We start from the raw sequence: 26,412 nt of genomic DNA, 5'->3' as shown, positions 1-26,412 counted from the left end.
GGTACGGAAGGGCGGCATCATGCCTTTGGACCGATCAGTATGGGTCCAACCCGCCGTGCCGCATTGCTAGCACGCCGAATCTTGCTTCCGGATTAAGATGGGCTTGAATTCCGCAGTGAAATCATATGGTTAACATTACGCCCCGCTAACCATAACCAGTGCGTTTCGCTTAACCATAAAGGGCCGGCCGGCGATCGCGGCGCTCACGAGAACGAGCGGACCAGTCCGGAGGCCAGCAGATTCCAGCCGTCGATCAGCACGAAGAACAGCATCTTGAACGGCAGCGCGAGGATCGTCGGCGGCATCATCATCATGCCCATCGACATGGTCAGCGTCGCCACGATCATGTCGATCACCAGGAACGGCAGGATGATGAGGAATCCGATCTCGAACGAGCGGCGGAGCTCGGAGATCATGAAGGCCGGAATGATGACGCGCAGATCGATCCGCTTGTCGTCGAACTTCCTGCGGAAGCTTTCGGCGGCGAGCGCTTCGAAGGTCTGGAGATCCTTGTCGCGGACATGGGCCAGCATGAACTCGCGGAACGGATCCGTGATCTTCAGATAGGCCTCCTCCTCCGATATCTCGTTCTTCATCAGCGGCTGGACGCCGCTCTCCCAGGCCCGGTCGAAGGTCGGCGCCATCACGTAGAAGGTCATGAACAGCGCGAGACTGATCAGCACCAGGTTGGCAGGTGTGGTCTGGAGGCCGAGACCGGCGCGCAGGAACGACAACGCCACCGCAAATCGCGTGAAGCTCGTCACCATGATGAGCAGCCCCGGCGCCACCGACAGCACCGTGATCAGCGCCATCAGCTGGATGATCCGGCCGCTGGTCGAGCCGTTTCCGGGCGGCAGCAGGGAATTCAGGTCCGGAATCTGGGCCAGCGCCGCTTCGGGCAGCACGACCAGAACCAACGCAAGCAGCAGGACTTTCACCCTCACTGGATCACCAGCGTCTCGATGATCAATTCGCGGACCTTGCCCGACGAGCGGATATTGGCGCGCTCGGTCAGGTCGTCGCGCAGATGCTGGAGCCCGCGCGATCCCTCGAACTGGGTAACGGTCGCCGACCGAAGATAGGTCACGATGTCCTCGCTGATATGGGCGGCCAGAATGCCGGCATCCTCGTCGCTCATGCTGTCGGTCACCATCGAGGCTTCGATGCGCGCCCAATTGTTGGCCGGCGCGGCGAGATTGGTCACGATCGGGGACAATTTCCTGAGCCGCGCGCTGCCGGCGTAGCTCGACGCGATCGGCGGCGGGGTGGCGCTCTTCTTCGCGTCGGCAACGCGCTCGGCGGTTGCGATCAGATGCAGGCCGGCAACCGCGCCCGCGCCGATCGCGATCAGGGTCAGCACGACGATGGCGGCGATCAGGCGCATGGCATCCCCTGCCATCGCGACGCGGTGCCGGTCTCAGAACGGTGCCACGGCATCATAGATCCGGTGTCCCCATCCAGGCTGCTGCACGTCCGACAGATTTCCGCGCCCGCCATAGGACACGCGCGCCTCGGCGATCTTGTCGTAGGAGATCGTGTTGGCCCGCGAGATATCGCGCGGACGTACGATGCCGCCGACGTTGAGCACGCGCATCTCCGTGTTGACGCGAAATTCCTGCGAACCGCTGATCATCATGTTGCCGTTCGGCAGCACGTCGGTGACGATGGCCGCGATGGACAGCTTGATGTCTTCGGTGCGGTCGATCTGGCCGTTGCCCTTGATCTGGGTGTTGGTGCTGAGATTGGCGTTGGCCGAACCCGTGTCTTTCCATCCGGCGACGTCCATCAGCCAGTCGAGCCCGAACTTCACCTGCGAATCGCGCGAACGGCCGGTCTTGTTGTCCAGCTTGGCCTTGTCCTGCATCGAGATTATCACCGTCACGACGTCGCCGGTGCGGCGGGCGCGGGGATCGCGGTAGAGATCGGTGCCGTCGTCCCAGGTGGAGCGGTAGCTGACGGGCGTGCGCATGCGCGGCGTCACCGGGATCGGATCGGCCTGCATCCGCAGGCCGCTGCCGACGGGCGACATCTGCGGACCGATCAGGACTTCGGCCGGATCATGATAGCACCCGGCCAGGAGCACGGACGCCGCGAGGAGGGAGAGGATCGGCTTGTTCATCTATTTGCTCTTTCCGTCGTCCACGCGACGCATGCCGCCGAGCAGGTCGGCGAGGTGCGCCGCGCGTGCCGTGTCCATCTCGTTGAAGATCGCGCTCGAGCTGCGCGGGCTGAGCTTGGCGAGCACGGCGGCGGCGGTCTCGTCGGCCATGCCGGCGATCTGGGTCGCCGCAGCTTCGGGCTTCATGCGCGAATAGATCTCGACGACGCTGGCTTCGGCCTTTTTCAGGAAGTCGTCGCGCAGCGCCATCCACTTCTCGTATTCGACGCGCTTGGCCTCGACTTCCGCGATGCGCTCGCGCAGCAGGCTCTCGGCCTTCTCGAGCTCCTTGAGCTGCCAAGCCAGCCTTGCGTCGACGGCGGGATCGGCGACGTTGCTGCAGAACAGGGCGATTTCGTTGTCGGGAGCCGGCGCGGCCTGCGGCAGCGCAGGCTTCGGCGGCGCCGTGACGCTGCCGGGCTTGGCCGGACGGACCGGCGCGGGCGCAGGTGTCGGCGTTTCCGGAGCCGGCACCGCGCCGGTGACGACGGGGCCCGAATCTTCAGCCGCCCATGCCGTGGCCCGGACCGACGCATTCTCGCCAGGTGTCGCGGTGGCCGGCGGCTGCGGCTTCTGCGGTCCGCCCGCACGAGCACGGGCGAAGGAGAGCAGGTTGAGCGGTTTCGACGGCTTGGCCTCGTCCAGGGCGAGCACCGGCGAGAGGCTCGCGAGCATTGTTGCGGCCAGCAGGAGGAGTTTGGCTTTGTGATCCAGCTTCAGCATCGGGCCGCGTGCGATTCTCGCTTCAGACCTGAGCATTGAGCGACCAAGCTTGCACGACGCTTGCGCATCATTGCACGATGACGTCGGCCTGCAGCGCGCCCGCCGTCTTGATCGCCTGGAGGATCGCGATGATCCCTGATGGCTTGAGGCCGATCTGGTTCAGCCCGCGCACCAGGCGCTGGAGATCGACCCCGCTCAGGATTGCCACCTGCGATCCGGCCTCGTTGGCTTCGACCACGGTCTGCGGGACGACCACCGTCTGTCCTCGCGAGAACGGCGCCGGCTGCGATACCACCGGCATCTCCGTGACGCGAACCGTCAGATTGCCGTGGGTCACGGCAACGGTCGATATCCGCACGTCGCGCCCGATCACGACCGTGCCGGTGCGCTCGTTGATCACGACCCGCGCCGGCGTGTCCGGCTCGACCACCAATTCGCCGATCTCGGCTAGGAAGCGGACAGGGCCGACATGACGCGGCTTCGACAGCACGATGGTGCGGTAGTCGCGCTCGAACGCGATCTGCGCGCGGTAGCGGCCGCCGGCGTAGCGGTTGACCGCGTCGAGGATGCGCGTTGCGGTGACGAAGTCGGGGTTCTTCAGCTGGAGCACCAGAAACTCCATCTCGTGGAGGCTTCCCTGCACCTCGCGTTCGACCAGCGCACCGTTCGGGATGCGTCCGGCCGTCGGCGTGCCCTGGCTGACGTTCTGCGCCTGGCCTCCGACGCTGTAACCGGCAACCGTGATCGCGCCCTGTGCCACTGCATAGACCGCGCCGTCCGCCGCGCGCAGCGACGTCATCACCAGCGTGCCGCCGAGCAGCGACGTCGCATCGCCGAGCGACGAGACGGTGACGTCCATGCGCTCGCCGGGCCCGATCGAAGGCGGAAGGTCCGCCGTCACCATCACCGCTGCGACGTTGCGGGTGCGCAGCGTGGTCGGCCGCGGGGGATTGTTCGTGCTCGTGGTCTCGTTCCTGACGTTGATGCCCATGTTCTCGAGCATCGACTGCAGGGACTGTTCGGTGAACGGCGCGTTACGCAGCGTGTCGCCGGTGCCATTGAGGCCGATGACGAGGCCGTAGCCGACGATCTGATTTTCGCGCAGACCCTTGATGTCCGCGATGTCCTTGATGCGGACGGCGGCTTGGGCGCTGGCGGCAGACACCAGCAGGATGAGCGCAAGCAGGAGTCTGGTCATGACCCGTCCACGACCTTGACGGTGCCGTCCGGCTGGACGACGCCCCTGATGATCACGCCGGTGTCCGTGTTGCGCACCGGGATCAGCGCACCGGCCGCACCCGACTGCATCGCCGAGCCGTAAGTGACGATGGACAGGCCGCTGTCCTCGACCACGACCTTGACCATGGCGCCGCGCGCGACGGTCCAGGGATCCTCCACCGCATTGGTTGGAATGGGCTGGCCCGGCAACAGCGCGCGCCGCGCCATGCGGCCGACCAGGACCTGACGTCCCTCGATGAACATGGCAACGCCGAGCAGGCTCGGCGCGAAGGCGCGCTCGGTGATCATCTCTTCGCGGATCAGCTCGCCGGCGCGGATCGAGACGGCCGGCACGGGAAGCCGCTTTTCCTCGGCCGCGGCGCCCCGCGCCGCGACGAGTACCAGCAGTACGGCGGCCAACCCGCGCACGATCAGGCCCACCCTGTTCAACATCGAGACACCGGAACTAGCGCATGCCCTTCGAGACCGTCTGGGCCATTTCATCCGAGGCCTGGATGACCTTGGCATTCATTTCGTAGGCACGCTGCGCCGAGATCAGCTCGGTAATTTCCTTGACCGGGTCGACGTTCGAGGCCTCGAGATATTTCTGGTTGATCTTGCCGTAGCCGGCATCGCCCGGCAGCCCGACGACCGGCGTGCCGGACGCCGTGGTCTCCTTGTAGAGATTGCCGCCCAGCGGTTCGAGGCCCGCTTCGTTGGCGAAATTGGCGAGGTTGAGCTGGCCAATCTGCCGCGGATTCACTTCCGTATCGAGCTTGGCGAACACCTGGCCGGTGGCATTGACGGTGACCTCCACCGTTCCCTGCGGCACCGTGATCGCGGGGTCCAGCAGGTAACCGTCAATGGTGACGAGCTGGCCGTTGGCATTGGTGTTGAACGAGCCCGCACGGGTGTATTGCACCTCGTTGTTGGGGCCGAGCACCTGAAACCAGCCGCGGCCGTTGATCGCGAGATCGTAGGGGTTTCCGGTCTGCGTCAGCGCGCCCTGGATGTGCAGCTTGCGGATCGCCGCGGACTTGACGCCGAGGCCGAGATTGGCGCCTTCCGGAATCGGCGAGGAGCCGTTGGTGTTCGCGACGCCCTGCATGCGGTCCATCTGGTAGAACAGATCGGTGAACTCGGCGCGCGCCCGCTTGTACGACGTCGAGTTGATGTTGGCGATGTTGTTCGCGATGACTTCGATGTTGGTCTGCTGGGCGTTCATGCCCGTGGCCGCAATGGCGAGCGATTTCACTTGTCTCACTCCTTCAGATCAAATCGACATCCGAACGACTTCCTGGTAGGCCTGCACGACCTTGTCGCGAACCGCGACCGCCGTCTGCAGGGCCTGCTCGGCCGACATCAGCGCCTCCACGACGCGGCGCGTCGATTCCTTGCCCTGCATTGCCGAGATCGATGCGGCTTCGCCCGCCTTCAGCGCCCCGATCGCGTCGGACGTCACCTGCTTCATCACCGATTCGAAGCCGACATCGTCAGTGGCCTGTACCGAGGTTGTCGCGGCAGGCGATACGGCCTGCGTCTCGGTCGCGCGGCTCGCCGCTTGCCCTGTGGAAATCGCGGTGGATGAAATCGCTTCAAGCATAGTCAGCTCCTCAGGAGGTCGATGCTCATGCCGAGCATGGACCTCACCTGCTTTACGACCTGGAGATTGGCTTCATAGGAGCGGTTGACTTCCCGCATGTCGGCCATCTCGATCATCATGTTCACGTTCGGCAGCTTGACGTAGCCGGCCTTGTCGGCGGCGGGATGCCCCGGATCGTACTCGACGCGATAGGGCGTGGTGTCGACCCCGATCTCCTTGACCTTCGCGAGCTGCGCGCCCGAGGCGCGGTCCATCGCGGCGTCGAAGGTGATCGTCTTGCGCTGATACGGATCGGCGCCGGCGGCGCGTCCCGTCGAGGTGGCGTTCGCGAGATTTTCCGAGACGATGCGCATGCGCGTCGACTGCGCTTCGAGCCCGGAGCTTGCGACCGTCAGAGAGGCGCTCAGTGAGTCCAGCATCTCAGTTCACCTCAGGCTTTTGCACTCGACAGGACCATGCGGTGAAACGACCGCACGATCGCCGCGTTCATCGAATAGTCGCGATTGACGTCGTTGCCCTTGATCATTTCCTGCTCGAGGCTGACGGAGTTGCCGGAGTGAACCACTTCCCAACTGTCCTTCTTCGCGGTCGCCCGCGTATCGGTCTCGGCTGCGGACAATTGCATGTGCGAAGCCGACGTCGTCGCAAGCCTGACCGGCATGCCGTCGAGCACCTTGTTGAACGGCTCGACGTCGCGGGCCCGAAAGCCCGGCGTGTTGGCGTTGGCGACGTTGGCGGCGATGGTCGACTGACGCAGCTCGAGATAGCGCGCCTGCGACGATGCGAGTTCGAAGAGATAAAGCGGTCCCACGACGGCCCCATTCTGATCCATTCGGGACGAGCCTAGGGCGTTAAGCTTTCGTCAAGCTGTTGCGCGAAGCACCATCCGCGGAAATCTATCGGACGTTCTCGGGCCGCGGCGTCTGCTTGGATTGGAGGAAGTAGATGATCTCCGCGACGGGCCGGAAGAATTCCGCCGGAATCACCTGGTCGACCTGGACCGCCTCGTAGAGCGCGCGCGCCAGCGCCTTGTTTTCGATGACGGGGATTCGGTTCTGCTCGGCGACCTCGCGGATCTTCAGCGCGATCACGTCCATGCCCTTGGCCACGACGAGCGGCGCGGCGCTTTCCTCGCGCTTGTAGCGCAGCGCGATAGCGAAGTGCGTCGGGTTGGCAATCACCAGCGTCGCGCGCGAGGCCGAGGCGATCATGCGTTGGCGCGAACGGTCGCGCGCCAGCGAGCGCAGGCGCGCCTTGATCAAGGGATCGCCTTCCGCCTGCTTGTGCTCGTCCTTGATCTCCTGCTTGGTCATGCGCAGCTCGCGCCGCCAATGGAACCGCGCCCAGGCGAGATCGATCGCCACCAGGACGATGGTGGCGATGCAGATCGCCGAGACGATGCGCATCGCGATGTTGAGGATCATCTCCGGCAGCGCGACCGGATCGGTGTACATCGCCTCGAATGCCTTCGCTTCGGACGCGCGCAGCACGAAGGCGACGACGGCGGTCACCGCACCAAGCTTGAACAGCGACTTGGCGAACTCGATCAGGCCCTGCGTTCCGAACAACCGGCTCCAGCCGCTGACGGGAGAGATTCGCGACAAGTCAGGCTTGATGCGCTCGAGCACGAAGCGCGGCGCGTTCTGCAGCAGCGAGGCGGCGAGCCCGAACACAACGAGGATGACGACCAGCGGCACCAGGAACCGCAGGGCCTGCAGGCCGACCACGGTGAGCAGGTTCTGCGCGTCCGCGCCGCTGGAGAGCGGGAAGCCCTCGGGATCGTCGAGCAGGCTCTTCAGGGTCGGCGTCAATTGCTGCACGCCCTGGCCGATCAGGAACGCCTGGATCACCATCAGCGCGGCCATCGAGGCGAAAATGGAGGCCTCCCGAGAGACCGGAATCTTGCCCTGTTCGAGCGCATCGCGGACTTTCTTCTCGGTCGGCTCTTCTGTCTTGCTCTCCTGATCGGATGTTTCTGCCATGCCCGTTCAGCGGTCAGCGGAAGACCAGCTCATCCTCCTGGTCGGGGTTGAGCTCGATTTCGCCCTTCTCCGCGAGGTCAAGTGCGAGGTCGGTGATCACACGGCGCGCCTCGAGCACGTCGCGCTGGTTCGACGGTTCGCCGATCGCGAGCTCGGCCTCGACGACGCGGCGGACGCGCGAGGCGACCGCGGACAGGATCACCTCGCGGAAATGCTTGTCGGTGCCCTTCAGCGCGACCACGATGCGGTCGGTCGGAACCTGGTCGAAGATCATGGTGCGCGCCTTCGGCGCCAGGTTGATGACGTCGTCGAAGGTGAACAGCAGCTCCTTCAGCACCTCGGCCGACTTCGGACGCTTCTCCGACAGGCTCTTCAGGATGTCCTCGATGTGGCCGCGCTCCATCTTGTTGATGATGTCGGCGACGCGAGCGTAGGTGTCGGCGCCGAGGTTGCGGGCGAAATTCAACGTCAGATCTTCGTGCAGGGTCTTCTCGAGGACCTTCATCGCGTCATCAACGATCGGCTTGAGGCTGAGCACGCGCCGCATCAACTCGTTGCGCAGGCTCGACGGCAGCTGGCTCATCACTTTGGCGGCGCAGGACGGCTTGACTTTGGACAGGATGAGCGCCGCGGTCTGCGGATGCTCCTTGGACAGATAGGTGGCCAGCGAATTTTCCGACACCGAGGAGACGCGGTCCCACACAGAGCGGCTCGAATTGCCGAGCAGGTCCGTCATGATCGCCGAAACCTGATCAGCCGGAAGCACGTCGCCGAGCACGGCCTCCAGACCGCCGAGGGTGCCGAGAATGTTCGCGCCCATCGAGAATTGCTGGGCGAACTCCTCGACGATTCCCTCGAGCTCCTGCGCGGTGATCGGCCGCAGCTCCGCCGCCGCCTTGGTGACGATGCGGATCTCCTGCGGCTCGAACTGCTGCAGCACGCTCGCGGCCGCCTGCCGGCCCATGGCCAGCAGGAGCGCGGCGACCTTTTCCGTGCCGCCCAGCGTGGTAACGCCTCGCTGCTTGACGGGAGCGATGCCGACCGGTGCCGCCATGGTCAGGTATCACCCTGCCCCAGCGGCCCGACGATCTCCGTGAGCGAGACGCCGAAGCGGGAATTGTCCTCTTCGACGACGACCACCTCGCCGCGGGCGACGATGCGGCCGTTGACGACGACATCGACGGGCTCCCCGACCCGGTGATCGAGCGGAACCACCGCGCCGCGTCCGAGCTTCATCAGGTTCGCCACCGGAATGGTCGCCGATCCCAGCACCACCTGCATGGTGACGGGAATGCGCAGGATAGCGTCGACATTGGCGAACTTGCCGGTCTCCTCGGCCGTGCGCTGGGCGATCTCGGCCAGGCGTTCGAGCGGTGACGTCTCGGCCTCAGTCGATGCAGATGCAGACTCATAATCGAAGGATTGCGCCATTTGGTATCGCCTCTTGGTATTTCCGCTGCCGGAGCGCCGCGGCGTTCCGCGCCGTATTGTTCTGCCGGTTCGCGCTTCAATGCTTGTTCAGATCGGCAGTCGCCGCCGTCGCGATGGGTGCGAGCCCGCTCCGCGCGTCGAGCGCCGCGATCGCCTCGTGGGCCTGATCGATCTTCGTGCTCAGAACGTTGGCAAGGCGTCCGAGATTTGCGGTGGAATCGTGCGCCGCGGTAATCACGGTGTCGAAGGCGCCCGCGGTCTCGTGCACGATGGTCGAGAATTCGCCCTGATAGCTGCGCAACCGCGCCAGCTCGCGGTGCATCCGGGTCACCCGCATGCTGGTGAAGGCGAGCGCGATCAGCAGCACGGCATCAACGAGATAGGATATCATCGACGAACTCCCGCTTCTGATCGACGGGATCGGACACCTGCATGGCGTAATAGCCATCAAGCTGGCCGATCTGACACCAGAACAGCACCTGATTGTTGCTCTCGAGGCGAGCCAGCGTGCGCGGCGTGGCCTCCAGCTCCAGCACCTGCCCCACCTTGAACTTCACGACGTCCTCGAGCGAGATCATCTTCTCGTCGAGCACCGCGCTCAGCGTCACCTCGGTACGCTGGACCTCGCTCTCCATCTGCTCGCGCCAACGCGGATCGGTCGTGCGGCCGTCGCTGGCGGTGACGGTTGCAAGCTTCTGCCTGAGCGGGTTGAGCGCGGAGTGCGGAATGATCAGGAACATCTGACCGCCGCGGTAGAGCGCCTGCACCATCATGTTCGCGCAGATCGACATGTTGCTGGCGCGTCCGATCGCCAGCGACGCCATCGCGGTCTCGACACGCTCGACGCGGAAGGTGACGTTGGACGTTCCGGCGAAGGCGCCCTGCAGCGCCTTGGCGAACCGCTCGAACAGCGCCTGGACCAGCCGGATCTCAATGTTCGAGAACGTGCGTTCGACGTCAAGCGGCGGTTCCGCTCCGTCGGAGCCGAACATCGCCTCGACCATCGTGAACACGAAGTCGCGGTCGAGCATGATGATGACGCGCGAGTCCCACTGCTCGGCATAGAGCACGGCCGCGACCGCGTTGCCCTCGTAGTCCTTGATGATGTCGCCGAGCGGATCGTTGGTGATGCCGTTGACCGAGAAATAGCAGGGCGTTCCGGCCATCGGCTGCAGGCTGTCGGTGCACGATGCCGCCATGCGATCGAAGATCACATTGAGCATCGGCATACGGTCGATCGATATGCCGGCAGCGTCCAGCAGGTAGTTCGGCAGCTGCTTGCGCTGATCGACTTCGGCGTCTTCCATCATCATGCGCGCGCCGCCTTGGGTTCAGCGTCGGCAACGACGGCCTTGGGACCTGCGATCGTCTCGTTCTCGACGACGTCGATCGAGGGACGTTCGCTGCTCGAGATCATCTTGCGGCCGTGCTCGACCGCGATCTGGGGCATGGCGCCGTTCATGAACGCCAGCAGCGTCTGCTTGACGATGATGTAGGGCCGGCACTTCTTCTCGCGCATCATCTTGATCTTGATCGCGAAGGGCGAAATGATGCCGTAGGACAGGAAGATGCCGGCGAAGGTGCCGACGAGAGCGGCGCCGATGAAGCCGCCCAGCAGCTTCGGCGACTGATCGAGCGCGCCCATCGCCTTGATGACGCCGAGCACCGCAGCGACGATGCCGAGGGCCGGCATCGCCTCCGACACCGTCACCAGTGCATGGTAAGGAGCCAGCTTGCCCTTGACGATGGTGTGGATCTCCTCGTCCATCAGCGCCTCGATCTCGTGCGTGCGCGCATTGCCCATGATGATGAGACGGACGTAATCGCAGATGAACTGGAGCAGCGAGGGGTCGCCGAGCACGCTGGGGAATGCCTTGAAGATCTCGGAGTTCGAGGGGTCGTCGATATGCGCCTCCACCTCGTTGCGGCCCTTGCCCCGCAGCTCTCGCATCAAGGCGTGCAGCGCGCCGAGCAGGTCGAGGTAATAGCGCTGTCCCGGCACCGCGTTGGTGATGGCCTGCATGCAGGCGACGCCGCTGTCGACGACCGTCTTCCACGGATTGGCCACGATGAAGGTGCCGACCGCCGTGCCTATGATGATGACGAATTCCCACGGCTGCATAAGCACGGCCAGGTGCCCGCCCATGGCGGCAAAACCGCCGAGCAGCGCCGCTACCGTGATGAAAATCCCCACGAAACTGCCCAACGCGCCGCTCCATCGCCGATCCCACCGGGAATACCTAGTCGGCGACGCTTGCGCGAAGCTGGCTTCGAGGTCGCCAGCCCCGCGCAAGCAATTGGCGGCAGCTTGAAGCGGCGTCGCAAACGGCGCCAGAGGGGCGCGTGTCATGCTATCCACCATCGCGGACTACACCAGGTTGACCAAGGACATGGGCAAGTCGCTGACGCAGGTCGCGCAGCAGCCGGATGTCAGCCGCCAGACCGACTACTTCCTCAGCCATATCGGCAAGGTTAAGACCATCGACGACTTCCTGAAGGACTATCGTCTCTACTCCTATGCGATGAAGGCTTATGGCCTCAGCGACATGACCTACGCCAAAGCGTTCATGCGCAAGGTGCTGACCGAGGGGGTCGTGAGCAAGGACGCCTTCGCCAACAAGCTGACCGACGTCCGCTATCGGCAATTCGCAACCGCCTTCAATTTCGCCGCGCTCGGCGACAAGGCGACTCAGACCGCTGCGGCCACGACCGGGACGGCGACCCAGTTCGTCACGCAGACGATGGAGGAGAAGGCCGGGGACCAGAACGAGGGCCTGCGGCTGGCGCTGTATTTCACCCGCAAGGCTTCCACCATCACGACCGCCTACCAGGTCCTGGCCGACAAGGCGCTGACGCAGGTGGTGCAGACCGCGCTCGGCCTGCCGGCGACGATCAGTTCGGCCGACATCGACGCCCAGGCCAAGATGATCGCGGACAAGATCAATCTCGCCGACTTCCAGGACCCGGCCAAGGTGACGAAGTTCGTGCAGCGCTTTGCGGCGATGTGGGATGCGACCCAGGCCCAGAACGACAGCTCGACCAATCCCGCGCTGGTCCTGATCGCCGGCGCCGCGACGTCGGTCAGCATGGATACCAACGTGCTGACGACGCTTCAGAACATCAAGTTCAACAGGTAAGTCATGCAATCGGCTCTCTATGTGGGATTGTCGGCGCAGGTCGCCCTCGAAAAGCGCCTGCAGACGATCGCCAACAACGTCGCCAACGTCAACACGGCGGCGTTCCGCACCGACGTGGTGAAGTTCGAGACCGTGCTGTCCAAGGCGGGCCCGACGCCGGTGGCGTTCTCCTCGCCCGGCGACAACATCATCTCGCGTGAGATGGGCAACATCACCGAGAGCGGCAACCCGCTCGACGTCGCCGTGGTCGGCCAGGGCTGGATCGCCTTCGCCGGTCCGAACGGCACGGTCTACACGCGCGACGGAAGGCTCCAGATCGCCCCCAACGGCGATCTTCAGACCGTGAGCGGCTTTCCGGTCGTCGATTCCGGCGGCGCGCAGATCACGCTCGACCCGAACGGCGGACCGATCTCGATCGCGCGCAGCGGCGCGATCATCCAGGACAACAACGAGATCGGCACCATCGGCCTGTTCAGCATCCCGGCCGACGCCAATCTCGAACGCTACGGCAATTCCGGCGTGACGCCGGACCGGCCCGCGACCGCCATCGCGGACTTCTCCCGCGACGGCTTCAAGCAGGGCTATGTCGAGGGCTCCGGCGCCAATCCGATGATGGAATTGACCAAGCTGATCGCGGCCTCGCGCGCCTTTGACGGCACCAACTCGATGATCGAGGGCACCGAGAGCTCGCTGCAGAACGCGATCCGGACGCTCGGCGAACCCGGCAAGTAGAGTGTGCCGCGTGCGCAATAAGGTTGGACGGTTTCCTTGAACGCTCTTCGGCAACTCGAGTGGGCGCTGCTGGAGCTTCAGCAGAGCACTCCCCTGGCAAGCGTCAGCGGCGCGATCTCCGAGATCGCGCCGACGCATTTCCGCGTCTCCGGCCTGTCGCGCTTCGTCAGGCTCGGCGAGCTCATCGGCGTCGATTGCGGCGGCAAGCGCCAGATCGGCGAGGTGGTGCGGATCGACAGCGACGGCATCATTGCCAAGCCGTTCGACCGGCAGTTCGCAGGCGGGCTCGGCTCGGTCGCCTCCCGCATGCCGCCTCTGTCCTTTGCGCCCGATTCGAGCTGGAAGGGCCGCGTCATCAACGCCCTCGGCGCGCCGCTGGACGGACTGGGGCCTCTCACGCAAGGGTCGCAGGCGGTCTCGGCCGAGACCGAAGCGCCGTCGGCCATGAAGCGCGCACGCGTGCACAAGCCGCTGCGCACCGGCGTGCGCGTCATCGACCTGTTCGCGCCGATCTGCGCCGGCCAGCGCGTCGGCATCTTTGCCGGCTCGGGTGTCGGCAAATCGACGCTGCTCGCGATGCTCGCCCGCAGCCAGGGCTTCGACACCGTCGTGCTGGCCCTGGTCGGCGAGCGCGGCCGCGAAGTGCGCGAGTTCATCGAGGACGTGCTGGGCAACGACCGTCACCGCGCTGTCACAATCGTGTCGACGGGCGACGAAAGCCCGATGATGCGCCGGCTGGCGCCGAAGACGGCGATGGCGGTCGCCGAATATTTCCGCGACCGCGGCGAATCGGTCCTGTTGATGGTGGATTCGATCACCCGCTTCGCCCACGCCGCTCGCGAGGTCGCGCTCGCCGCCGGCGAGCCCGCGGTGGCGCGCGGCTACGCGCCGACGGTCTTCACCGATCTGCCGCGCCTGCTCGAGCGCGCCGGCCCGGGCGAGGAGGGATCCGGCACCATCACCGGGATCTTCTCCGTGCTGGTCGACGGCGACGATCACAACGAACCCATCGCCGACACCATCCGCAGCACGCTCGATGGGCACATCGTGCTCTCCAGGCACATCGCAGACCAGGCGCGCTATCCGGCCGTCGACGTTCTGGCCTCGGTCTCCCGCCTCGCCCACAACGTCTGGGACCCGGAGGAGCGCGAATTGGTGAGCAAGCTGCGCGCCATGATCGCGAAATACGAGGATACGCGCGACCTTCGCCTGATGGGCGGCTATCAGCCGGGACGTGATTCGAGTCTCGACCAGGCGGTCGAGATGGTCCCGCGAATCTACAGCGCGATGCGGCAAGGCGCGTCGGCCCCGCCGAGCGCCGATCCGTTCCGCGAGCTTCGGGACATGCTCAAGGGCGACTGACGGATTGAGAGGGCGAGGCGCCTGCCGCGCGCCGTGGCCGTGGTTTTCGACAGGAGATTGCGCATGTCGCTACGCTTCCAGCGCATGCGCATGCACACCGGTCGCCGATTTTTCTCTTGAGCGAATTCACCCGTTCAGGTGAGCACAAGCCCGCAAACGCGATGCAAGCAATCGAAGGGTCGATCTGCAAGCAGTGCGGGAACAACCGTCACGTGTAATTCCAACGAGTTCCCTCGACGATTCCTCGGCAGAACGCACAAGTTGTGGATGACGTGCCGCCAAACACGGTGGTGATGCACAAGCTTCGATCAATTTGCATCAACGCCAGACAACAACGTGCCGTGCAATCAAACCGTCGTATAGTTGCGTGCATGTTGCGCGCGGGGCAGCGTATTGCGTTCACTATCATGTGTCCCTGGAAGTGAAATTGTCTTGAACGTTACATTCGCCTGCAACGACATCCAGTCTGCGAGAGGGTCTCTACTTGATTTTGTTGAGAAGCTCATCCATCGTTTTGGTTGAGTAGAAGAAACGTCTGCTTGTGACTTGAACTTTTGGGGGCTTCGGTTGAGCTATTCCGGTCCACCGTTCGCCGGCGACGGCAACCCGAGCTCCCGCGCGACGACGACGCTGTCGGCATGCCATCAGCGATACGGCTTCTCGCTCCGGACGATGCGACGCTCATCCGCACAGGTCGAGCGCGTTGCGATCCGTGCCTTTGTGCAAGAGTTCGATCCGACATGCTCGTCTGACACTCAGGGCGCAAAGCGGCTTCGGGACGCCGCAGACGAAGTTCCGGGGACGAGGTAGATTCATGCCATTGGCGCGGGAAGCCGTCGAGCTGCTGGTTCAGGCGGCGAGGGCTTGGTATTTCGAGGGCAATCAGCATGGATTGCGCGATCGGGAGTGGATGGCGCTGCGCTTTCTCGGGCGCGCCAACAGGTTTTCGCGCACGCCGTCCGCACTGGCCGGCTTCATCGGCGCCACACGAGCGACTGCATCGCAGATCGTGAAGACTCTGGAGAGCAAGTCGTTCCTGGTGCGAAAGCCGTCGCACGAGGACAAGCGTTCCGTCGTCCTGAATGTCACGTCCCAGGGCGAGAAATGCCTGAGCCAGCACGATCCGATCAATCACGTGGTGAACGCGGTGACGGCGCTCGGGACCGACGAGTGCATCAAGCTGCGCGACTCTCTCCGCGAGATCCTCAATCACCTCGATGCGGCCCATCAGCGGCTCGAAGCGAGCATCTGCCGGGACTGCATGTTTCTCGCAGAGCGCGGCCCGGGCACCGGCAAGGGACGTGGAAACGCCGAGTTCATGTGCCGGCTCTATCGTGCTCCGATCTCGCTCGAGGAGACCGAGCTGCTCTGCACCAGCTTCGAGCGCACGCGTGACCGTCCCAAGATCGAGCAGCATCTCGACCGCGACCGCGTGGCGAGCCAGGGCTGAGGCGCAGCGGATCGGCCGCCAAGGAGCGGCATGCGGTCCATCAACATCGTCATTGCGAGCGAAGCGAAGCAATCCAGAGTCTTTCGGCGGAGAGATTCTGGATTGCTTCGTCGCAAGGGCTCCTCGCAATGACGGAGTATGTGGGTGCAGCTTCGCTCTTCCACCTGGCATTTTGAACGCAGACACGCCTTCACAGCCTCGCGGCGCATTTCGCCCGAGCTTTACTGGTCTCGCCGCCCTCATAGGCAAGAGGGCGCAGGGAAGACCGGGTGCCGACTGGCACCCGCGGTCCGCTGCGCGAAAAGCACACGCAGAAAGAACCGCACAGCAGCATACAGGTGTAGCCAAGCACTCGGCCTTCCCTGCGCGATGGTCGGACGGCTTATGCCGCGCTCTCCCGGGAGCCGAATTCCTTCTGGCCTCCCTCACCTTCGCGAAAGTCGCTAACACGACGCCGGTTGACGCCAATGTCACATTCGCCAAGGCTTGACCGTAGCAACGACGGCCAGGACCACACGGTTTTGCCGTACGCGCGGCCCGCCATTTCGCCGCAGTTTTTCCAACTCCGTCGACAGAGCCGGAAACTTACAGACGAGACGAAACCTAGCAGCGCCGTTCGTCCGCACGCGGCCGCGGGCTCACCGGGGACTACCCTCCCTGCCCGCACCTCTCGCGCCCGACGCTGCCGCGTCCACCGCAAGCCCGGCTCGCGAACAAGACGACGACGCGATCGCCCCTCAAGGTGAGCCGGGATGGGTGAGACATACGATATTTCCGAATTTCGGTAAAGAGGAATATTTTTGCCTTACCAGCTTGACGGCGGGCGAAACAGGAGCGATCGCGCAGGCGCGTTGGAGCGCAGTCCGGGACAAGGGCGGGACGGCGAGCGCGGCGGGAGCCCGGCCTCGCCTTGTATGCATTATCCCAGTTGCCATCCTTCCGCAGTTCGCTTTACATGCCCCCCAACGCGCCCCGCGGATGACGGCCGGGGCCGAAAAATCACACACATTGCCAAAGGGACGGAGCATGGCGCGCAACATATTGATTCTCGGGGCTTCTTACGGCTCCCTGCTGGGCACGAAGCTGCTGATGGCCGGGCACAACGTGACCCTGGTCTGCCGCGCCAAGACGGCGGAGCTGATCAACCGCGACGGTACCGAGGTCCGCATCAAGTTGCGTGACGAGGCGGTGCACCGGGCGATCTTCTCCCGCAACCTGCCCGGCAAGCTCGATGCGGTGACGCCGGCCAATGTCGACCTCTCCCGCTACGATCTGGTCGGCCTCGCGATGCAGGAGCCGCAATACACCAACCACACGGTGCGCGTCCTCATGGTCAAGATCGCCGCGGCGAAGCTGCCGTGCCTGTCGATCATGAACATGCCGCCCCTGCCCTATCTGAAGCGGATTCCGGCGCTCGCGGACATGGATCTCGAGGAGGCCTACACAAATGCGCAGGTGTGGGAGCGGTTCGAGCCGGGGCTGGTGACGCTGTGCTCGCCCGACCCTCAGGCCTTCCGTCCGCCGGAAGAAGCCGCCAACGTGCTGCATGTCGGCCTGCCCACGAATTTCAAGGCGTCGGTCTTCGCCGACGAGAAGCACAACAAGCTGCTGCGCGAGCTGGAGGCCGACATCGACGCGGTGACGCTCGACGGCCACGACGTGCCGGTGAAACTGAAAGTGTTCGATTCCCTGTTCGTGCCGCTGGCGAAATGGTCGATGCTGCTCACCGGCAATTACCGCTGCATCACGCCGAACGAGCCGCAGTCGATCCGCGATGCCGTGCACGGCGATCTCAAGCGTTCGCAGACGATCTACGACCATGTCGACGCGATCGCCCGCCGCCTCGGCGCCGATCCGCAGGACCAGGTGCCGTTCGCGAAATATGCCAAGGCCGCGGAGAGTCTGCTCAAGCCGTCATCGGCCGCGCGCGCGGTCGCGAGCGGCGCGCCCTTCATCGAGCGCGTCGACCTCCTGGTGAAGCTGATCTCGCACCAGCTCGGCGTGCCCAACGCCGAGATCGACCGCACCGTCGACACCGTGGACCAGAAGCTGAACGAGAAGATCGTGCAGGGCGGCTCCGGCGCGCAGTAGCGCCGCTTCCAGCGACGTCGGCGCTCAGGCGCTCAGGAACGATTGAATCCAGATCAGGCCGGTCACCGCGACCAACGTGACCGCGCCGGTGCGTGTGACGAGATCGGGGCGCCCGAGGCGACGCGCGCCGCGTCCGAGCGTTGCACCCAGAATGATCCATGCGGCGCCGGCGGTGAGAATCTGAAGCGCGATCACGCCGAGCCACGGCACCAGTTCGAGCGGGCCGGCCCCAAGCGGCAGGAGCAGGAACGCGAAGACCAATGCTTTCGGGTTCAACAGGGTCGTCAGCAGCACCTGACCGAACGTCACCGCAGCACCGTCGCGCAGCTCGCGCGTGTTGACGCGCCAAAGCATGGCCGCGAGGCACAGGATGTAGATCGTCACGGCGACGCGGAGCACCAGCGCCGCAATCGGGATGTCGCTGATGACCGGACCGAGCGCCAGCCGCAGCACCGCGATCGCCAGCAGATAACCGCACAGCTCCGCCGCGAGCAGATGAAGGGAGCGCGAGATGCCGGCTCCGGCCCCCGATGTCGCGAGCAGGGTGTTGGTCGGCCCCGGCACCGCCAGCAGGAAATAGGTCGCCGTGAAGAAGGTCAGAAACGTCATAGGGCCAGATAGCAGGCCTCGGGCCCAATGATCTTGATCTGCATCATTTCGGGCCGAGCAATCGCCGATGCGGCCCCATCGTCGGCGAACCGACGCCGTTCGGCACCGGGTTCCTGCCGCTCACAGTGAATGCTTTCCGGTTTTGACGTGGGCAACACCGCCTGATTCGCGCTGGAGCGCTCGACGCGCCACCGCTGGATTGATAAGCCGCTGTCCGCGAATGACGGGGACTTGAGTCGGGGACATGACGGTTGCGATCGAGATGGGGCAGACCACGGCGGGCGCCGCGGCCGCCATGGACCTCGAGGAACTGCTGGCGACCCGTCTCCTGGTGCAGGGCAATTCGGGCTCCGGCAAGTCGCATCTGCTGCGGCGGCTGCTGGAACAGAGCGCGCCGTGGGTGCAGCAGGCCATCATCGATCCCGAGGGCGATTTCGTCACGCTGGCCGAGCGCTTCGGCCATCTGGTGATCGAGGCCGAGGACCACACCGAGCGCGGCCTTCAGGTCGCGGGCGAACGCGCACGGCTACATCGTGTCTCCACCGTGCTCAATCTCGAAGGCCTCGATGCCGAGAACCAGATGCGACGCGCAGCTGCCTTCCTCGGCGGAATGTTCGACGTCGACCGCGATCATTGGTACCCGATGCTGGTCGTTGTCGACGAGGCCCAGCTGTTTGCGCCGGCGGTGGCGGGCGAAGTCTCGGACGAAGCCCGAAAACTCTCGCTCGGCGCCATGACCAATCTGATGTGCCGCGGCCGCAAGCGCGGGCTTGCCGGCATCATCGCGACCCAGCGCCTCGCCAAGCTCGCCAAGAACGTCGCGGCGGAAGCCTCGAACTTCCTGATGGGCCGCACCTTCCTCGACATCGACATGGCGCGCGCCGCCGACCTGCTCGGCATGGAGCGGCGGCAGGCCGAAGCCTTCCGCGATCTCGAGCGCGGCCAGTTCATGGCGCTCGGACCTGCGCTGTCGCGCCGGCCGCTGCGTCTCAACATCGGCCCGACCGAGACGAGCCCGCGCAATTCGACGCCACGGCTGATGCCGCTGCCGGAGGCCACGCTTGAAGACGCCCGCGCGGTGATCCTCGCCGCACCACCGCCCGATGCCAGCCGGCCGCAGCGACGGCCGGCGCCGGATCTGCTCGAGCAGCTTCGCGCGGCGAAGGCCGCCGCCTTGCCGGAGATTCGGCCAGAGGCGGTCGAGGCGTCCGTCAGCGCCGAAGAGCTCGCCGGGCGGCGCGAGCGCGTGGATCGTACGCTGCGTGCCGTGCTGGCCGAGCCCGATGCCGGCTTCCGCGCGATCGGCGTGCTCTATCAGGAGTTCGTGGTCCGCTGCCGCATCGAGGGCTTAGGGGCGGCAGTCCCTGATCTCAACGAATTCCGGCGCATGCTGACGCATGCGCGCGCCGGGCTGGGGGCGGATCTCACCGAAGACGACGCCTGGCAGGAGGTGTCGCTGCGCGCCTCGATCCTGCCTGCCGACATGCAGGGTGTGTTCATGATGATCGCGCGCGCGGCGAAGGAAGGCTGGCCCTGCCCCGGCGATGCCGCGATCGCCCGCGCCTACGGCTCGCACTCGCTGCGCCGCGCGCAACGCCTGCTCGGTTACATGGAGGAGCAGGGCCTGATCGTCGTCCAGCTCGACGGCGGCGGACGCCGGATCGTGACGCTGGTGGAGCTCGCCTGGGCAACCGCGCCGGGCGATCCCAACGGAGATGATCAGCCGGTGGAGCAGGTCGCGAGCGCGGCGTCGGCTTGATGTTACCACGACTGAGATGCGCTCCCGCCTTGCGCAGGGCTATAGCATTTTAGAATTCTTCCCTGCGGCCATCCTTCGAGACGCCCGCTTGAGGCGGGCTCCTCAGGATGAGGGCGGAGTGCGCGGCAACACACGCACTGATGCTGATGAGCCTCATCCTGAGGAGGCGCGTAAGCGCCGTCTCGAAGGACGAGGCGTGCGCGCGAGCCGCTGCGTCATTTGCGATGGCCGTGCCTGCGTAGGGGAGAGGTTGAGACGCCTACGCCGCCTCGGAGCCGCCGAGATAGGCGTCGCGGATGCGGGGATCGTCCTTCAGCGCGCGCGCGGGGCCTGACAGCACGATCTTGCCGGTCTGCAGCACATAGGCCTCGTGCGCGATCTCGAGCGCGAGGCTGGCGTTCTGCTCGACCATGAAGACAGAGACGCCCTCCTGGTTGATGGTGCGGATCAGCTCCAGCACACGGTCGACGTAGAGCGGCGACAGGCCCATGGTCGGCTCGTCCATCACGATCATGCGGGGACGGCTCATCAGCGCGCGCGCCATCGCCACCATCTGCTGCTCGCCGCCGGAGAGCGAGCCTGCGCGTTGCGACAGCCGCTGGCCGAGCTTCGGGAACAGCGTCAGCATCCTGTCGAGATCCTGCGCGATCGTCTCCCGGTCGTTGCGCACGAAGGCGCCCATCAGGATGTTCTCGCGCACGCTCATGTCGGCGAACAGCCGCCGCGCCTCCGGCACCGAGGCGATGCCGCGGCGGACGATCTGCGGCGTGGAAAGCCCGATCAGCGAGGCGCCATCGAACGTCACCTCGCCCGAGCGCGGCTTTACCAGGCCCAGGATGATCTTCATCGTGGTCGACTTGCCGCTCGCGTTGCCGCCGAGCAGGCAGACGATGTGGCCGCGCGCGACCGTGATCGACAGGTCGAAATGCACCTGGGCCTGGCCGTAGAAGGTGTTGACGTTCGACAAAGCCAGCAGTGCTTCGGGAGCAGAGTTCGTCATGCCGCGCTCTCCTGCTCGGTCGTCCCAGATAGCCCGTGGCCGAGATAGGCCTCGATCACCTTGGGATCGGTTCGCACCTGTTCGCCCGGTCCTTCCGCGATCTTCTTGCCCTCGTCCATGACGATGACGCGGTCGGACAGGCGCATCACCATCTCCAGCTTGTGCTCGATCAGGAGGATGGTCAGCCCTTCGGCTTTCAATTCGGCGACGAGCGACTGCATCTCCGCGGTCTCGGTCGGGTTCATGCCGGCAGTGGGCTCGTCGAGCAGAAGGAGCCGCGGCTTCAGCGCGAGTGCGCGGGCGATCTCGATCCGGCGGCGGTTGGCGTAGGAGAGGCTATAGGCGGGCTGGTCGATGCGCGGCAGCAGCCGCTCGCCGAAACGGGCGAGAATGGCTTTCACCTCTTCGCGCAGCCGCTCTTCCTCCGCCTTGACGCTGGAAGGACGCAGCAAGGCCAGACCCAACTCTAGCAGCGGACCGATCACCGGCACGGCAGGCTTGACCGCGCGCAGCCGCGTGTGTGCGCCGATCAGGACGTTGTCCATGACGCTGAGATTGCCGAACACGCGGCCGAGCTGGAAGGTGCGCGCGATGCCCTCGGCCGCGAGCCGCTCCGGCGACAAGCCGGTGATGTCCTGGCCTTCGAAGCTGACGGTGCCGGCGTCGGGCCGATCAAGCCCGGTCACGAGATTGAACAGCGTCGTCTTGCCGGCGCCGTTCGGACCGATGATGCTGATCAGCTCGCCCTTGGCGAGATCGAGGTCGATGGCGTCGACCGCAGTGAGGCCGCCGAAGCGGCGCGTCAGCCCGCGCAGGGACAGCATGGGGTGAAGCTGCTGCGCCATCAGATCGTCCCCAGCAGGCCCTGCGGCCTGAACCGCACGAGCAGCAGCAGCACGATGCCGTAGATCAGGATGCGATACTCCGCCGCGATCCGGAACACCTCGGGCAAGCCGACCAGCGCGACCGACCCGACGATGGCGCCGACGACGTTGCCGAGGCCGCCGAGGATGACGACCGTCAGCGCCAGGATCGATTGCTGCGTGTTGAAGGTCTCGTGGTTGATGTAGGAATAAAGATGCGCGGCGATGCCGCCGCTGACGCCGGCGGCGAAGCCGCCGAAGATGAAGGCGAGCGACTTGTAGCGGTTCAGGCTGAGGCCGTAGGCGCGCGCGGCGATATCGTCGTCGCGGATGGCGCGAAAGCTGCGGCCGAGATGCGATGTGAGCAGGCGTCCTTGCAGCAGCGCCAGCACGACCATCACGGCAAAACTGAACCAGTAGATGGACGATGGGCTGATCAGGTCATAGCCGAACAGCGTCAGCGGCGGGATGCCGGAGATGCCGATCGGGCCGCGCGTGACGCTCTCCCAGTTCAGGATCACCAGCGACACGATCTCGCCGATCGCGAGCGTCGCGATCGACACATAATGCCCGCGCAGGCGAAAGGACGGCGAGATCAAGAGCGTGCCGAGCGCAGCGCTCATCAGGCCGCCGCCGATGATGGCGAGGCCGGCCGGGACGTTGAGGGTCAGCGACAGCAACGCCGACGTGTAGGCGCCGATCGCGAGCAGCGCGGCATGCCCGAGCGAGACCTGGCCCATGGTGCCCGCAACCAGCGTGAGGCTGAGCGCGAGCATGCCGAGCAGCCAGGCATTGATCAGGGTCTGGAGCACGTAGAAGGACACCGGGAACAGCGGCAGCACCGCGAAGATCGCCGCTGCAATGGCCAACGCCCAGCGCGGAATGCGCAACGGGCGGCTCGGCGCGATGAAGGTGCCGGTGAGCGGCTCGGGCGGCGCCTGCCGGGGGCTGACGAACAGGCCGTTCGGCCGCAGCACCAGGACGACGACCAGCAGCAGGAAGGCGAACAGGTTGCGGTAGCTGGTGCCGAACACGGCAACGCCGTAGCTCTCGACGAGGCCCAGCAGCAAGCTGCCGATCACTGCGCCGGGCACGTTACCGGCGCCGCCGACCACTTCGGCAACGACGCCCTTCAGCGTCGCCTGCAGGCTCATCGCAGTGTCGATCTGGTTGTAGTACATTCCGACCAGCATGCCGGAGACGCCGCCGAGCGCCGCCGCGATGCCGAAGACGGCCTGATTGACGCGGTTGACGTCGACTCCCATCTGCATCGCGGCGTCGCGGTCCTGCGACGCCGCGCGCACGGCCCAGCCGAGCTTGCTGTAGCGCAGGAACACGAACAGCAAGAGCGCGCTGGTGATGCCGACGCCGGCGATGAGCAGATCGAGCGGCCCGATCGTGCCGCCGCCGAGCTGGAAGCGCACGTCGGGCAGCTGGCTCGGCAGCGCGCGCGGATTGGGCGAGAAGGTCAGCATCACCAATTGATCGAGCACGAAGCTGATGCCGATGGTCGCGAGCAGCGGCGCGATGCGCACCGAGTTCTGCAGCGGCCGCAGGCCGAACCGCTCGATGATCAGCCCGACCAGCGCGGCGGCCGCCGCCACCACGATGATGGTGAGCGGCAGCGGCGTATGCAGCTGCACCACCGCGACCCAGCCGATATAGGCGCCGACCAGATAGATCGAGCCTTGCGCGAAGTTGATGAGACGGCTGACGCCGAAGATCAGCGCCAGCCCGACCGCGACCAGGGCGTAGACATTGCCGATGATCAGCCCGTTGATCGTGTAGTCAAACCAGGAGGACACGCAGCGTTCCTAATGAGGGATGAAGCGGCCGGAGCGGTGCGCTCCGGCCATCAGGTCAGGTCGGCTTGCCGTCCCACAGCAAGAACTGGCCCTTGCGCACGACGAGCTCGGCGTTCATGGCGCCTTTGACGCGGCGGCTCTCGACGTCGAACGTCGCCTTTCCGAAGATGACGCTGGAGACGTCCTTCACCTTGGCGAAGGCATCGCGGATGGCGCGGCGGTCGGTGCCGCCGATCTTCACCACGGCAGCGGCCATGTTCATCGCGTCGTAGGAATAGGCGTTGAAGGCGTCGGGCTCCTGCCCGTTGTACTTGGCCTTGAAGCCGTCGATGAACTTCCTCACCTCGGGCCGCGGATCCTGCGGGAAATAGCGGGTGCCGAGATGGACGTCCTCGACCGCCTCGCCGCCGAGCTCCAGGAATTTCGGCGAGTACACCGAGCTTGCGGCGCAGATCGTCTGCTTCAGGCCGACCTGGCGGGCCTGGCGCGCGATCAGCGCACCGTCGGAATAATAGGAGATCAGGATCAGCCCGTCCGGGCTGGCGTCGCGCACGCGCACCAGGGTGGAGCGGAAGTCGCGCTCCTCGGCGATGTAGCCCTCGGTGACCGCGATCTCGGCACCGTATTCCTTGGCCGCCTTGACGAAATGGTCGCGGCTGGTGCGGCCCCAATCGGTGTTGAGGTGCAGCACCGCAAGCTTCTTCAGGCCGAGCCGCCTGACGGCGTAGGACGCCAGCAGCGGCTGCTCGTCGGCCTGGCTCACGGACGTGCTCCACATGAAGTCGCCGCCCTTGGTGAAGTCGGGGTGCGAATTGGTGAAGCCGAACTGCACGAGGCCGCCGCGCTGATAGATCGGCGAGGCCGCCATCGAGGCGGGGCTGGAGAAATCGCCGAGCTCCATGACGATGCGGGGATCGGAGACGAACTTCTGGGCGATCGCCACCGACTGGCGCGGATCGCTCTGGCTGTCCTCGAACTGGTAGGCGAGCTTGCGGCCGTTGATACCGCCGGCGGCGTGAATCTCGTCGAGCGCGAGATCAAAGCCCTGCTTCCATTGCGCGCCATATTGCGCGTTCGGTCCCGTGAGGGGGCCGCTGACGCCGAGCAGGATCGGCTCGGCGGATTGCGCAAAGGTGCTGCGCGAGAAGGCCGCGCCCGCCATCAGGGCGGCGAGCGAGCCTTTGACCAGGGTACGACGATCGATGTTGCTCATGCACGGCTCCATCCATTTCAGTTGATAGTTTTTAGTTGATACGGCAGCAATTCTCGTGCCGGTGAGATTGCCTATTTCGAGGGCTCGCCGAGCGACAACATCAGCCGGTTTGCCCAGTTGAAGAACGAGGCGCCGTTGATGACATCGACGATCTCGGCGTCGTCGAGACCGGCGCGGCGCAGCTCCGCGATATTATCGGGCCCGAAAGCGATCGGCGTGGCCGCCAGCGCCACCGAGGCCTTGACCACCGCATTCCAGCGCTCGCCGAGATCGGCGTTGACGCCTTCGTCGAGCAGGCGCTGCACGTCGTCGCGGCGCTTGGAATAGGTGCTGGCGAAGCGCGCATGCACCGAGGCGCAATAGATGCAGCCGTTGTAGCGCGAGGTCGCGGCGGCTGCGAGCTCACGCTCGGCGCGCGGCAGGCCGTCGGCGACGTTGTAGAAGATATCCTTGTCGGTCTTGGTGCGGGCCTCCAGCACTTCGGGATCGCGCACCAAGAGACGAAAGTATTCCGACTTGGCGCGGGCGCGGTCGACGAGGCCGGCATAGTGCCGCTCGGTCAGCTCGGCCTCGGGCAGCGGGTCGATCCACGAGACCCAGCCGAGCTCGTCCTGGGTGAAGACGACGGGCGGATTGACGGTGCTCATGATTGGGCCTCCTTACGCGCTTGCCGCGGCGAGCGTGCGCAAGCCGCTGACGACGCGCACCTGGAACGACAGGAACGCAACGAGTTGCGAGAACGTGACGATGCCGGTGTTCGACCAACCGGCGGCCAGCAGCGCCTTCATGTCGGCGGATGCGGCATCGCGCGGGTGGAACACCAGGAGATGCGCGTGCTCAAGCGCCGCGACCAGCCGGGCGCCGAGAACAGGCTTGCGCTCCGCGCCGACGCGATAGACCAAGCCGGCCTTGTTCTCGATCGACAGCGGGCCGGCCGGATAGGCGCCGTATGGGCCCGAGGTCTTGCCGCGCTCGATCTCAGCCTCGATCGCATCAGACAGCGGCGCGCCATCCGCAGTCGCGGCAAGCTTGTCGCGATAGAAGGCGGCGACGGGGGATTCGCCATGCAGCCCGGTCACGAAGGCGGCGACCGCGGCGCGTTCGGCCAGCGAGAAATCGCCCGCGTCGATCGGCTCGAACAGCGAGAGATAGCTCTTCTGCGCATTCTCGCGCGCCTGCAGGCGGCGCGCGCGGATGGCATCCAGAGTGGAGCCGGGCTCGATCCCGGCGAGCGTGTCGATGATATCCTTCGGTGCCATCATTCAGCCTCGTGCAA

General features: G+C 65.4%; 29 protein-coding genes. 6 read left to right on the top strand and 23 right to left on the bottom strand.

Annotation, left to right across the window (positions count from 1 at the left end; all coding sequences use genetic code 11):
* Window positions 1–203: 203 nt before the first annotated feature.
* The 16 genes from fliP to motA all read right to left on the bottom strand — a co-directional run bounded on the left by fliP (window position 204) and on the right by motA (window position 11,321).
* On the bottom strand, window positions 204–944 hold the full coding sequence (gene fliP, locus AB7M16_RS28355; RefSeq protein WP_128263897.1) for a flagellar type III secretion system pore protein FliP: 741 nt from the start codon (window positions 942–944) through the stop codon (window positions 204–206).
* On the bottom strand, window positions 941–1,384 hold the full coding sequence (locus tag AB7M16_RS28350; RefSeq protein ID WP_172786956.1) for a flagellar basal body-associated FliL family protein: 444 nt from the start codon (window positions 1,382–1,384) through the stop codon (window positions 941–943). Before AB7M16_RS28350 ends, fliP begins: the two co-directional genes overlap by 4 nt.
* A 33-nt stretch (window positions 1,385–1,417) precedes the next feature.
* Window positions 1,418–2,119 carry a flagellar basal body L-ring protein FlgH gene (gene flgH / locus AB7M16_RS28345; protein ID WP_172786957.1) on the bottom strand — a complete coding sequence of 234 codons (702 nt, stop codon included), beginning with the start codon at window positions 2,117–2,119 and terminating at the stop codon, window positions 1,418–1,420.
* The gene (locus AB7M16_RS28340) at window positions 2,120–2,881 is read right to left on the bottom strand and encodes a MotE family protein (RefSeq protein WP_453945713.1); all 762 of its coding nucleotides are present in this window, start codon (window positions 2,879–2,881) and stop codon (window positions 2,120–2,122) included.
* Window positions 2,882–2,948: 67 nt separating this feature from the next.
* Window positions 2,949–4,079: a flagellar basal body P-ring protein FlgI gene (gene flgI / locus AB7M16_RS28335; RefSeq protein ID WP_128263899.1), complete on the bottom strand. Its 1,131-nt coding sequence runs from the start codon at window positions 4,077–4,079 to the stop codon at window positions 2,949–2,951.
* Window positions 4,076–4,552: a flagellar basal body P-ring formation chaperone FlgA gene (gene flgA / locus AB7M16_RS28330; RefSeq protein ID WP_172786959.1), complete on the bottom strand. Its 477-nt coding sequence runs from the start codon at window positions 4,550–4,552 to the stop codon at window positions 4,076–4,078. The genes flgI and flgA overlap by 4 nt, the downstream gene beginning before the upstream one ends.
* 13 nt (window positions 4,553–4,565) lie before the next feature.
* Complete coding sequence (flgG, locus tag AB7M16_RS28325) at window positions 4,566–5,354, bottom strand: flagellar basal-body rod protein FlgG (protein ID WP_172786960.1); 789 nt, start codon at window positions 5,352–5,354, stop codon at window positions 4,566–4,568.
* A gap of 18 nt (window positions 5,355–5,372) precedes the next feature.
* On the bottom strand, window positions 5,373–5,702 hold the full coding sequence (locus AB7M16_RS28320) for a flagellar hook-basal body complex protein FliE (RefSeq protein ID WP_453945711.1): 330 nt from the start codon (window positions 5,700–5,702) through the stop codon (window positions 5,373–5,375).
* 2 nt (window positions 5,703–5,704) lie between these two features.
* Complete coding sequence (gene flgC, locus AB7M16_RS28315) at window positions 5,705–6,121, bottom strand: flagellar basal body rod protein FlgC (RefSeq protein WP_172786962.1); 417 nt, start codon at window positions 6,119–6,121, stop codon at window positions 5,705–5,707.
* An 11-nt stretch (window positions 6,122–6,132) separates the two neighbouring features.
* On the bottom strand, window positions 6,133–6,534 hold the full coding sequence (gene flgB, locus AB7M16_RS28310; protein ID WP_453945709.1) for a flagellar basal body rod protein FlgB: 402 nt from the start codon (window positions 6,532–6,534) through the stop codon (window positions 6,133–6,135).
* Window positions 6,535–6,598: 64 nt separating this feature from the next.
* Window positions 6,599–7,684, bottom strand: coding sequence for a flagellar biosynthesis protein FlhB (flhB, locus tag AB7M16_RS28305; RefSeq protein WP_439364148.1), 1,086 nt, complete (start codon window positions 7,682–7,684; stop codon window positions 6,599–6,601).
* Between the two features lie 13 nt (window positions 7,685–7,697).
* On the bottom strand, window positions 7,698–8,738 hold the full coding sequence (locus AB7M16_RS28300) for a flagellar motor switch protein FliG (RefSeq protein WP_172786965.1): 1,041 nt from the start codon (window positions 8,736–8,738) through the stop codon (window positions 7,698–7,700).
* Between the two features lie 2 nt (window positions 8,739–8,740).
* On the bottom strand, window positions 8,741–9,115 hold the full coding sequence (fliN, locus tag AB7M16_RS28295) for a flagellar motor switch protein FliN (RefSeq protein ID WP_172786966.1): 375 nt from the start codon (window positions 9,113–9,115) through the stop codon (window positions 8,741–8,743).
* A 76-nt stretch (window positions 9,116–9,191) separates the two neighbouring features.
* Window positions 9,192–9,506, bottom strand: a complete 315-nt coding sequence (locus AB7M16_RS28290) for a hypothetical protein (protein WP_172786967.1) — start codon at window positions 9,504–9,506, stop codon at window positions 9,192–9,194.
* Entirely contained in the window at window positions 9,487–10,428 is a 942-nt protein-coding gene (locus tag AB7M16_RS28285; protein WP_172786968.1) for a flagellar motor switch protein FliM, read from the bottom strand. Before AB7M16_RS28285 ends, AB7M16_RS28290 begins: the two co-directional genes overlap by 20 nt.
* Entirely contained in the window at window positions 10,425–11,321 is an 897-nt protein-coding gene (gene motA / locus AB7M16_RS28280; protein ID WP_172786969.1) for a flagellar motor stator protein MotA, read from the bottom strand. Before motA ends, AB7M16_RS28285 begins: the two co-directional genes overlap by 4 nt.
* A gap of 142 nt (window positions 11,322–11,463) precedes the next feature.
* Between motA and AB7M16_RS28275 the strand changes: the two genes are divergently transcribed.
* The 5 genes from AB7M16_RS28275 (at window position 11,464) to AB7M16_RS28255 (ending at window position 17,887) form a co-directional block, all read left to right on the top strand.
* Window positions 11,464–12,252, top strand: a complete 789-nt coding sequence (locus AB7M16_RS28275; RefSeq protein ID WP_453945704.1) for a DUF1217 domain-containing protein — start codon at window positions 11,464–11,466, stop codon at window positions 12,250–12,252.
* Between the two features lie 3 nt (window positions 12,253–12,255).
* Window positions 12,256–12,984 (top strand): flagellar basal-body rod protein FlgF, encoded by a 729-nt coding sequence (gene flgF / locus AB7M16_RS28270; protein WP_172786971.1) that lies wholly within the window; start codon window positions 12,256–12,258, stop codon window positions 12,982–12,984.
* A 36-nt stretch (window positions 12,985–13,020) separates the two neighbouring features.
* Window positions 13,021–14,346, top strand: coding sequence for a flagellar protein export ATPase FliI (gene fliI / locus AB7M16_RS28265; protein ID WP_453945703.1), 1,326 nt, complete (start codon window positions 13,021–13,023; stop codon window positions 14,344–14,346).
* An 814-nt stretch (window positions 14,347–15,160) separates the two neighbouring features.
* Window positions 15,161–15,796: a MarR family winged helix-turn-helix transcriptional regulator gene (locus AB7M16_RS28260; protein ID WP_172786973.1), complete on the top strand. Its 636-nt coding sequence runs from the start codon at window positions 15,161–15,163 to the stop codon at window positions 15,794–15,796.
* A 1,026-nt stretch (window positions 15,797–16,822) separates the two neighbouring features.
* Window positions 16,823–17,887 (top strand): ketopantoate reductase family protein, encoded by a 1,065-nt coding sequence (locus AB7M16_RS28255; protein ID WP_128263912.1) that lies wholly within the window; start codon window positions 16,823–16,825, stop codon window positions 17,885–17,887.
* Between the two features lie 24 nt (window positions 17,888–17,911).
* Here AB7M16_RS28255 and AB7M16_RS28250 read toward each other — a convergent pair whose 3' ends face one another.
* Window positions 17,912–18,496, bottom strand: coding sequence for a LysE family translocator (locus tag AB7M16_RS28250; protein WP_453945702.1), 585 nt, complete (start codon window positions 18,494–18,496; stop codon window positions 17,912–17,914).
* Between the two features lie 244 nt (window positions 18,497–18,740).
* Here AB7M16_RS28250 and AB7M16_RS28245 point away from each other — a divergent pair, with 244 nt between their 5' ends.
* Complete coding sequence (locus AB7M16_RS28245; RefSeq protein WP_453945701.1) at window positions 18,741–20,255, top strand: helicase HerA domain-containing protein; 1,515 nt, start codon at window positions 18,741–18,743, stop codon at window positions 20,253–20,255.
* Window positions 20,256–20,514: 259 nt separating this feature from the next.
* Here the strand turns inward: AB7M16_RS28245 and AB7M16_RS28240 are convergent, their stop codons facing one another.
* From AB7M16_RS28240 to AB7M16_RS28215, 6 genes are all read right to left on the bottom strand, one after another.
* Complete coding sequence (locus AB7M16_RS28240) at window positions 20,515–21,255, bottom strand: ABC transporter ATP-binding protein (protein ID WP_260382454.1); 741 nt, start codon at window positions 21,253–21,255, stop codon at window positions 20,515–20,517.
* Window positions 21,252–22,100, bottom strand: a complete 849-nt coding sequence (locus AB7M16_RS28235) for an ABC transporter ATP-binding protein (protein WP_453945700.1) — start codon at window positions 22,098–22,100, stop codon at window positions 21,252–21,254. Before AB7M16_RS28235 ends, AB7M16_RS28240 begins: the two co-directional genes overlap by 4 nt.
* Window positions 22,100–23,923, bottom strand: coding sequence for an ABC transporter permease (locus AB7M16_RS28230; RefSeq protein WP_453945699.1), 1,824 nt, complete (start codon window positions 23,921–23,923; stop codon window positions 22,100–22,102). Before AB7M16_RS28230 ends, AB7M16_RS28235 begins: the two co-directional genes overlap by 1 nt.
* 55 nt (window positions 23,924–23,978) lie before the next feature.
* Window positions 23,979–25,136, bottom strand: a complete 1,158-nt coding sequence (locus AB7M16_RS28225) for an ABC transporter substrate-binding protein (protein WP_453945698.1) — start codon at window positions 25,134–25,136, stop codon at window positions 23,979–23,981.
* A gap of 71 nt (window positions 25,137–25,207) precedes the next feature.
* Entirely contained in the window at window positions 25,208–25,783 is a 576-nt protein-coding gene (locus AB7M16_RS28220; protein WP_260382452.1) for an alkylhydroperoxidase domain protein, read from the bottom strand.
* Window positions 25,784–25,795: 12 nt separating this feature from the next.
* The gene (locus AB7M16_RS28215) at window positions 25,796–26,395 is read right to left on the bottom strand and encodes a CMD domain protein (RefSeq protein ID WP_453947275.1); all 600 of its coding nucleotides are present in this window, start codon (window positions 26,393–26,395) and stop codon (window positions 25,796–25,798) included.
* Window positions 26,396–26,412: the final 17 nt, after the last annotated feature.

Source organism: Bradyrhizobium sp. USDA 372, assembly GCF_053629095.1.
The sequence above is the reverse complement of the archived record's forward strand: the minus strand, read 5'-3'. Positions and strand labels throughout refer to the sequence as shown.

What these genes read in the sequence shown, in the direction of transcription:
- AB7M16_RS28350 (WP_172786956.1), bottom strand. Translation starts at nt 1,384, where the DNA reads ATGCGCCTGATCGCCGCCATCGTCGTGCTGACCCTGATCGCGATCGGC.
- flgH (WP_172786957.1), bottom strand. Translation starts at nt 2,119, where the DNA reads ATGAACAAGCCGATCCTCTCCCTCCTCGCGGCGTCCGTGCTCCTGGCC.
- AB7M16_RS28340 (WP_453945713.1), bottom strand. Translation starts at nt 2,881, where the DNA reads ATGCTGAAGCTGGATCACAAAGCCAAACTCCTCCTGCTGGCCGCAACA.
- flgI (WP_128263899.1), bottom strand. Translation starts at nt 4,079, where the DNA reads ATGACCAGACTCCTGCTTGCGCTCATCCTGCTGGTGTCTGCCGCCAGC.
- flgA (WP_172786959.1), bottom strand. Translation starts at nt 4,552, where the DNA reads ATGTTGAACAGGGTGGGCCTGATCGTGCGCGGGTTGGCCGCCGTACTG.
- AB7M16_RS28320 (WP_453945711.1), bottom strand. Translation starts at nt 5,702, where the DNA reads ATGCTTGAAGCGATTTCATCCACCGCGATTTCCACAGGGCAAGCGGCG.
- flgC (WP_172786962.1), bottom strand. Translation starts at nt 6,121, where the DNA reads ATGCTGGACTCACTGAGCGCCTCTCTGACGGTCGCAAGCTCCGGGCTC.
- flgB (WP_453945709.1), bottom strand. Translation starts at nt 6,534, where the DNA reads ATGGATCAGAATGGGGCCGTCGTGGGACCGCTTTATCTCTTCGAACTC.
- flhB (WP_439364148.1), bottom strand. Translation starts at nt 7,684, where the DNA reads ATGGCAGAAACATCCGATCAGGAGAGCAAGACAGAAGAGCCGACCGAG.
- AB7M16_RS28300 (WP_172786965.1), bottom strand. Translation starts at nt 8,738, where the DNA reads ATGGCGGCACCGGTCGGCATCGCTCCCGTCAAGCAGCGAGGCGTTACC.
- fliN (WP_172786966.1), bottom strand. Translation starts at nt 9,115, where the DNA reads ATGGCGCAATCCTTCGATTATGAGTCTGCATCTGCATCGACTGAGGCC.
- AB7M16_RS28290 (WP_172786967.1), bottom strand. Translation starts at nt 9,506, where the DNA reads ATGATATCCTATCTCGTTGATGCCGTGCTGCTGATCGCGCTCGCCTTC.
- AB7M16_RS28285 (WP_172786968.1), bottom strand. Translation starts at nt 10,428, where the DNA reads ATGATGATGGAAGACGCCGAAGTCGATCAGCGCAAGCAGCTGCCGAAC.
- AB7M16_RS28275 (WP_453945704.1), top strand. Translation starts at nt 11,464, where the DNA reads ATGCTATCCACCATCGCGGACTACACCAGGTTGACCAAGGACATGGGC.
- flgF (WP_172786971.1), top strand. Translation starts at nt 12,256, where the DNA reads ATGCAATCGGCTCTCTATGTGGGATTGTCGGCGCAGGTCGCCCTCGAA.
- AB7M16_RS28260 (WP_172786973.1), top strand. Translation starts at nt 15,161, where the DNA reads ATGCCATTGGCGCGGGAAGCCGTCGAGCTGCTGGTTCAGGCGGCGAGG.
- AB7M16_RS28255 (WP_128263912.1), top strand. Translation starts at nt 16,823, where the DNA reads ATGGCGCGCAACATATTGATTCTCGGGGCTTCTTACGGCTCCCTGCTG.
- AB7M16_RS28250 (WP_453945702.1), bottom strand. Translation starts at nt 18,496, where the DNA reads ATGACGTTTCTGACCTTCTTCACGGCGACCTATTTCCTGCTGGCGGTG.
- AB7M16_RS28245 (WP_453945701.1), top strand. Translation starts at nt 18,741, where the DNA reads ATGACGGTTGCGATCGAGATGGGGCAGACCACGGCGGGCGCCGCGGCC.
- AB7M16_RS28240 (WP_260382454.1), bottom strand. Translation starts at nt 21,255, where the DNA reads ATGACGAACTCTGCTCCCGAAGCACTGCTGGCTTTGTCGAACGTCAAC.
- AB7M16_RS28235 (WP_453945700.1), bottom strand. Translation starts at nt 22,100, where the DNA reads ATGGCGCAGCAGCTTCACCCCATGCTGTCCCTGCGCGGGCTGACGCGC.
- AB7M16_RS28225 (WP_453945698.1), bottom strand. Translation starts at nt 25,136, where the DNA reads ATGAGCAACATCGATCGTCGTACCCTGGTCAAAGGCTCGCTCGCCGCC.
- AB7M16_RS28220 (WP_260382452.1), bottom strand. Translation starts at nt 25,783, where the DNA reads ATGAGCACCGTCAATCCGCCCGTCGTCTTCACCCAGGACGAGCTCGGC.
- AB7M16_RS28215 (WP_453947275.1), bottom strand. Translation starts at nt 26,395, where the DNA reads ATGGCACCGAAGGATATCATCGACACGCTCGCCGGGATCGAGCCCGGC.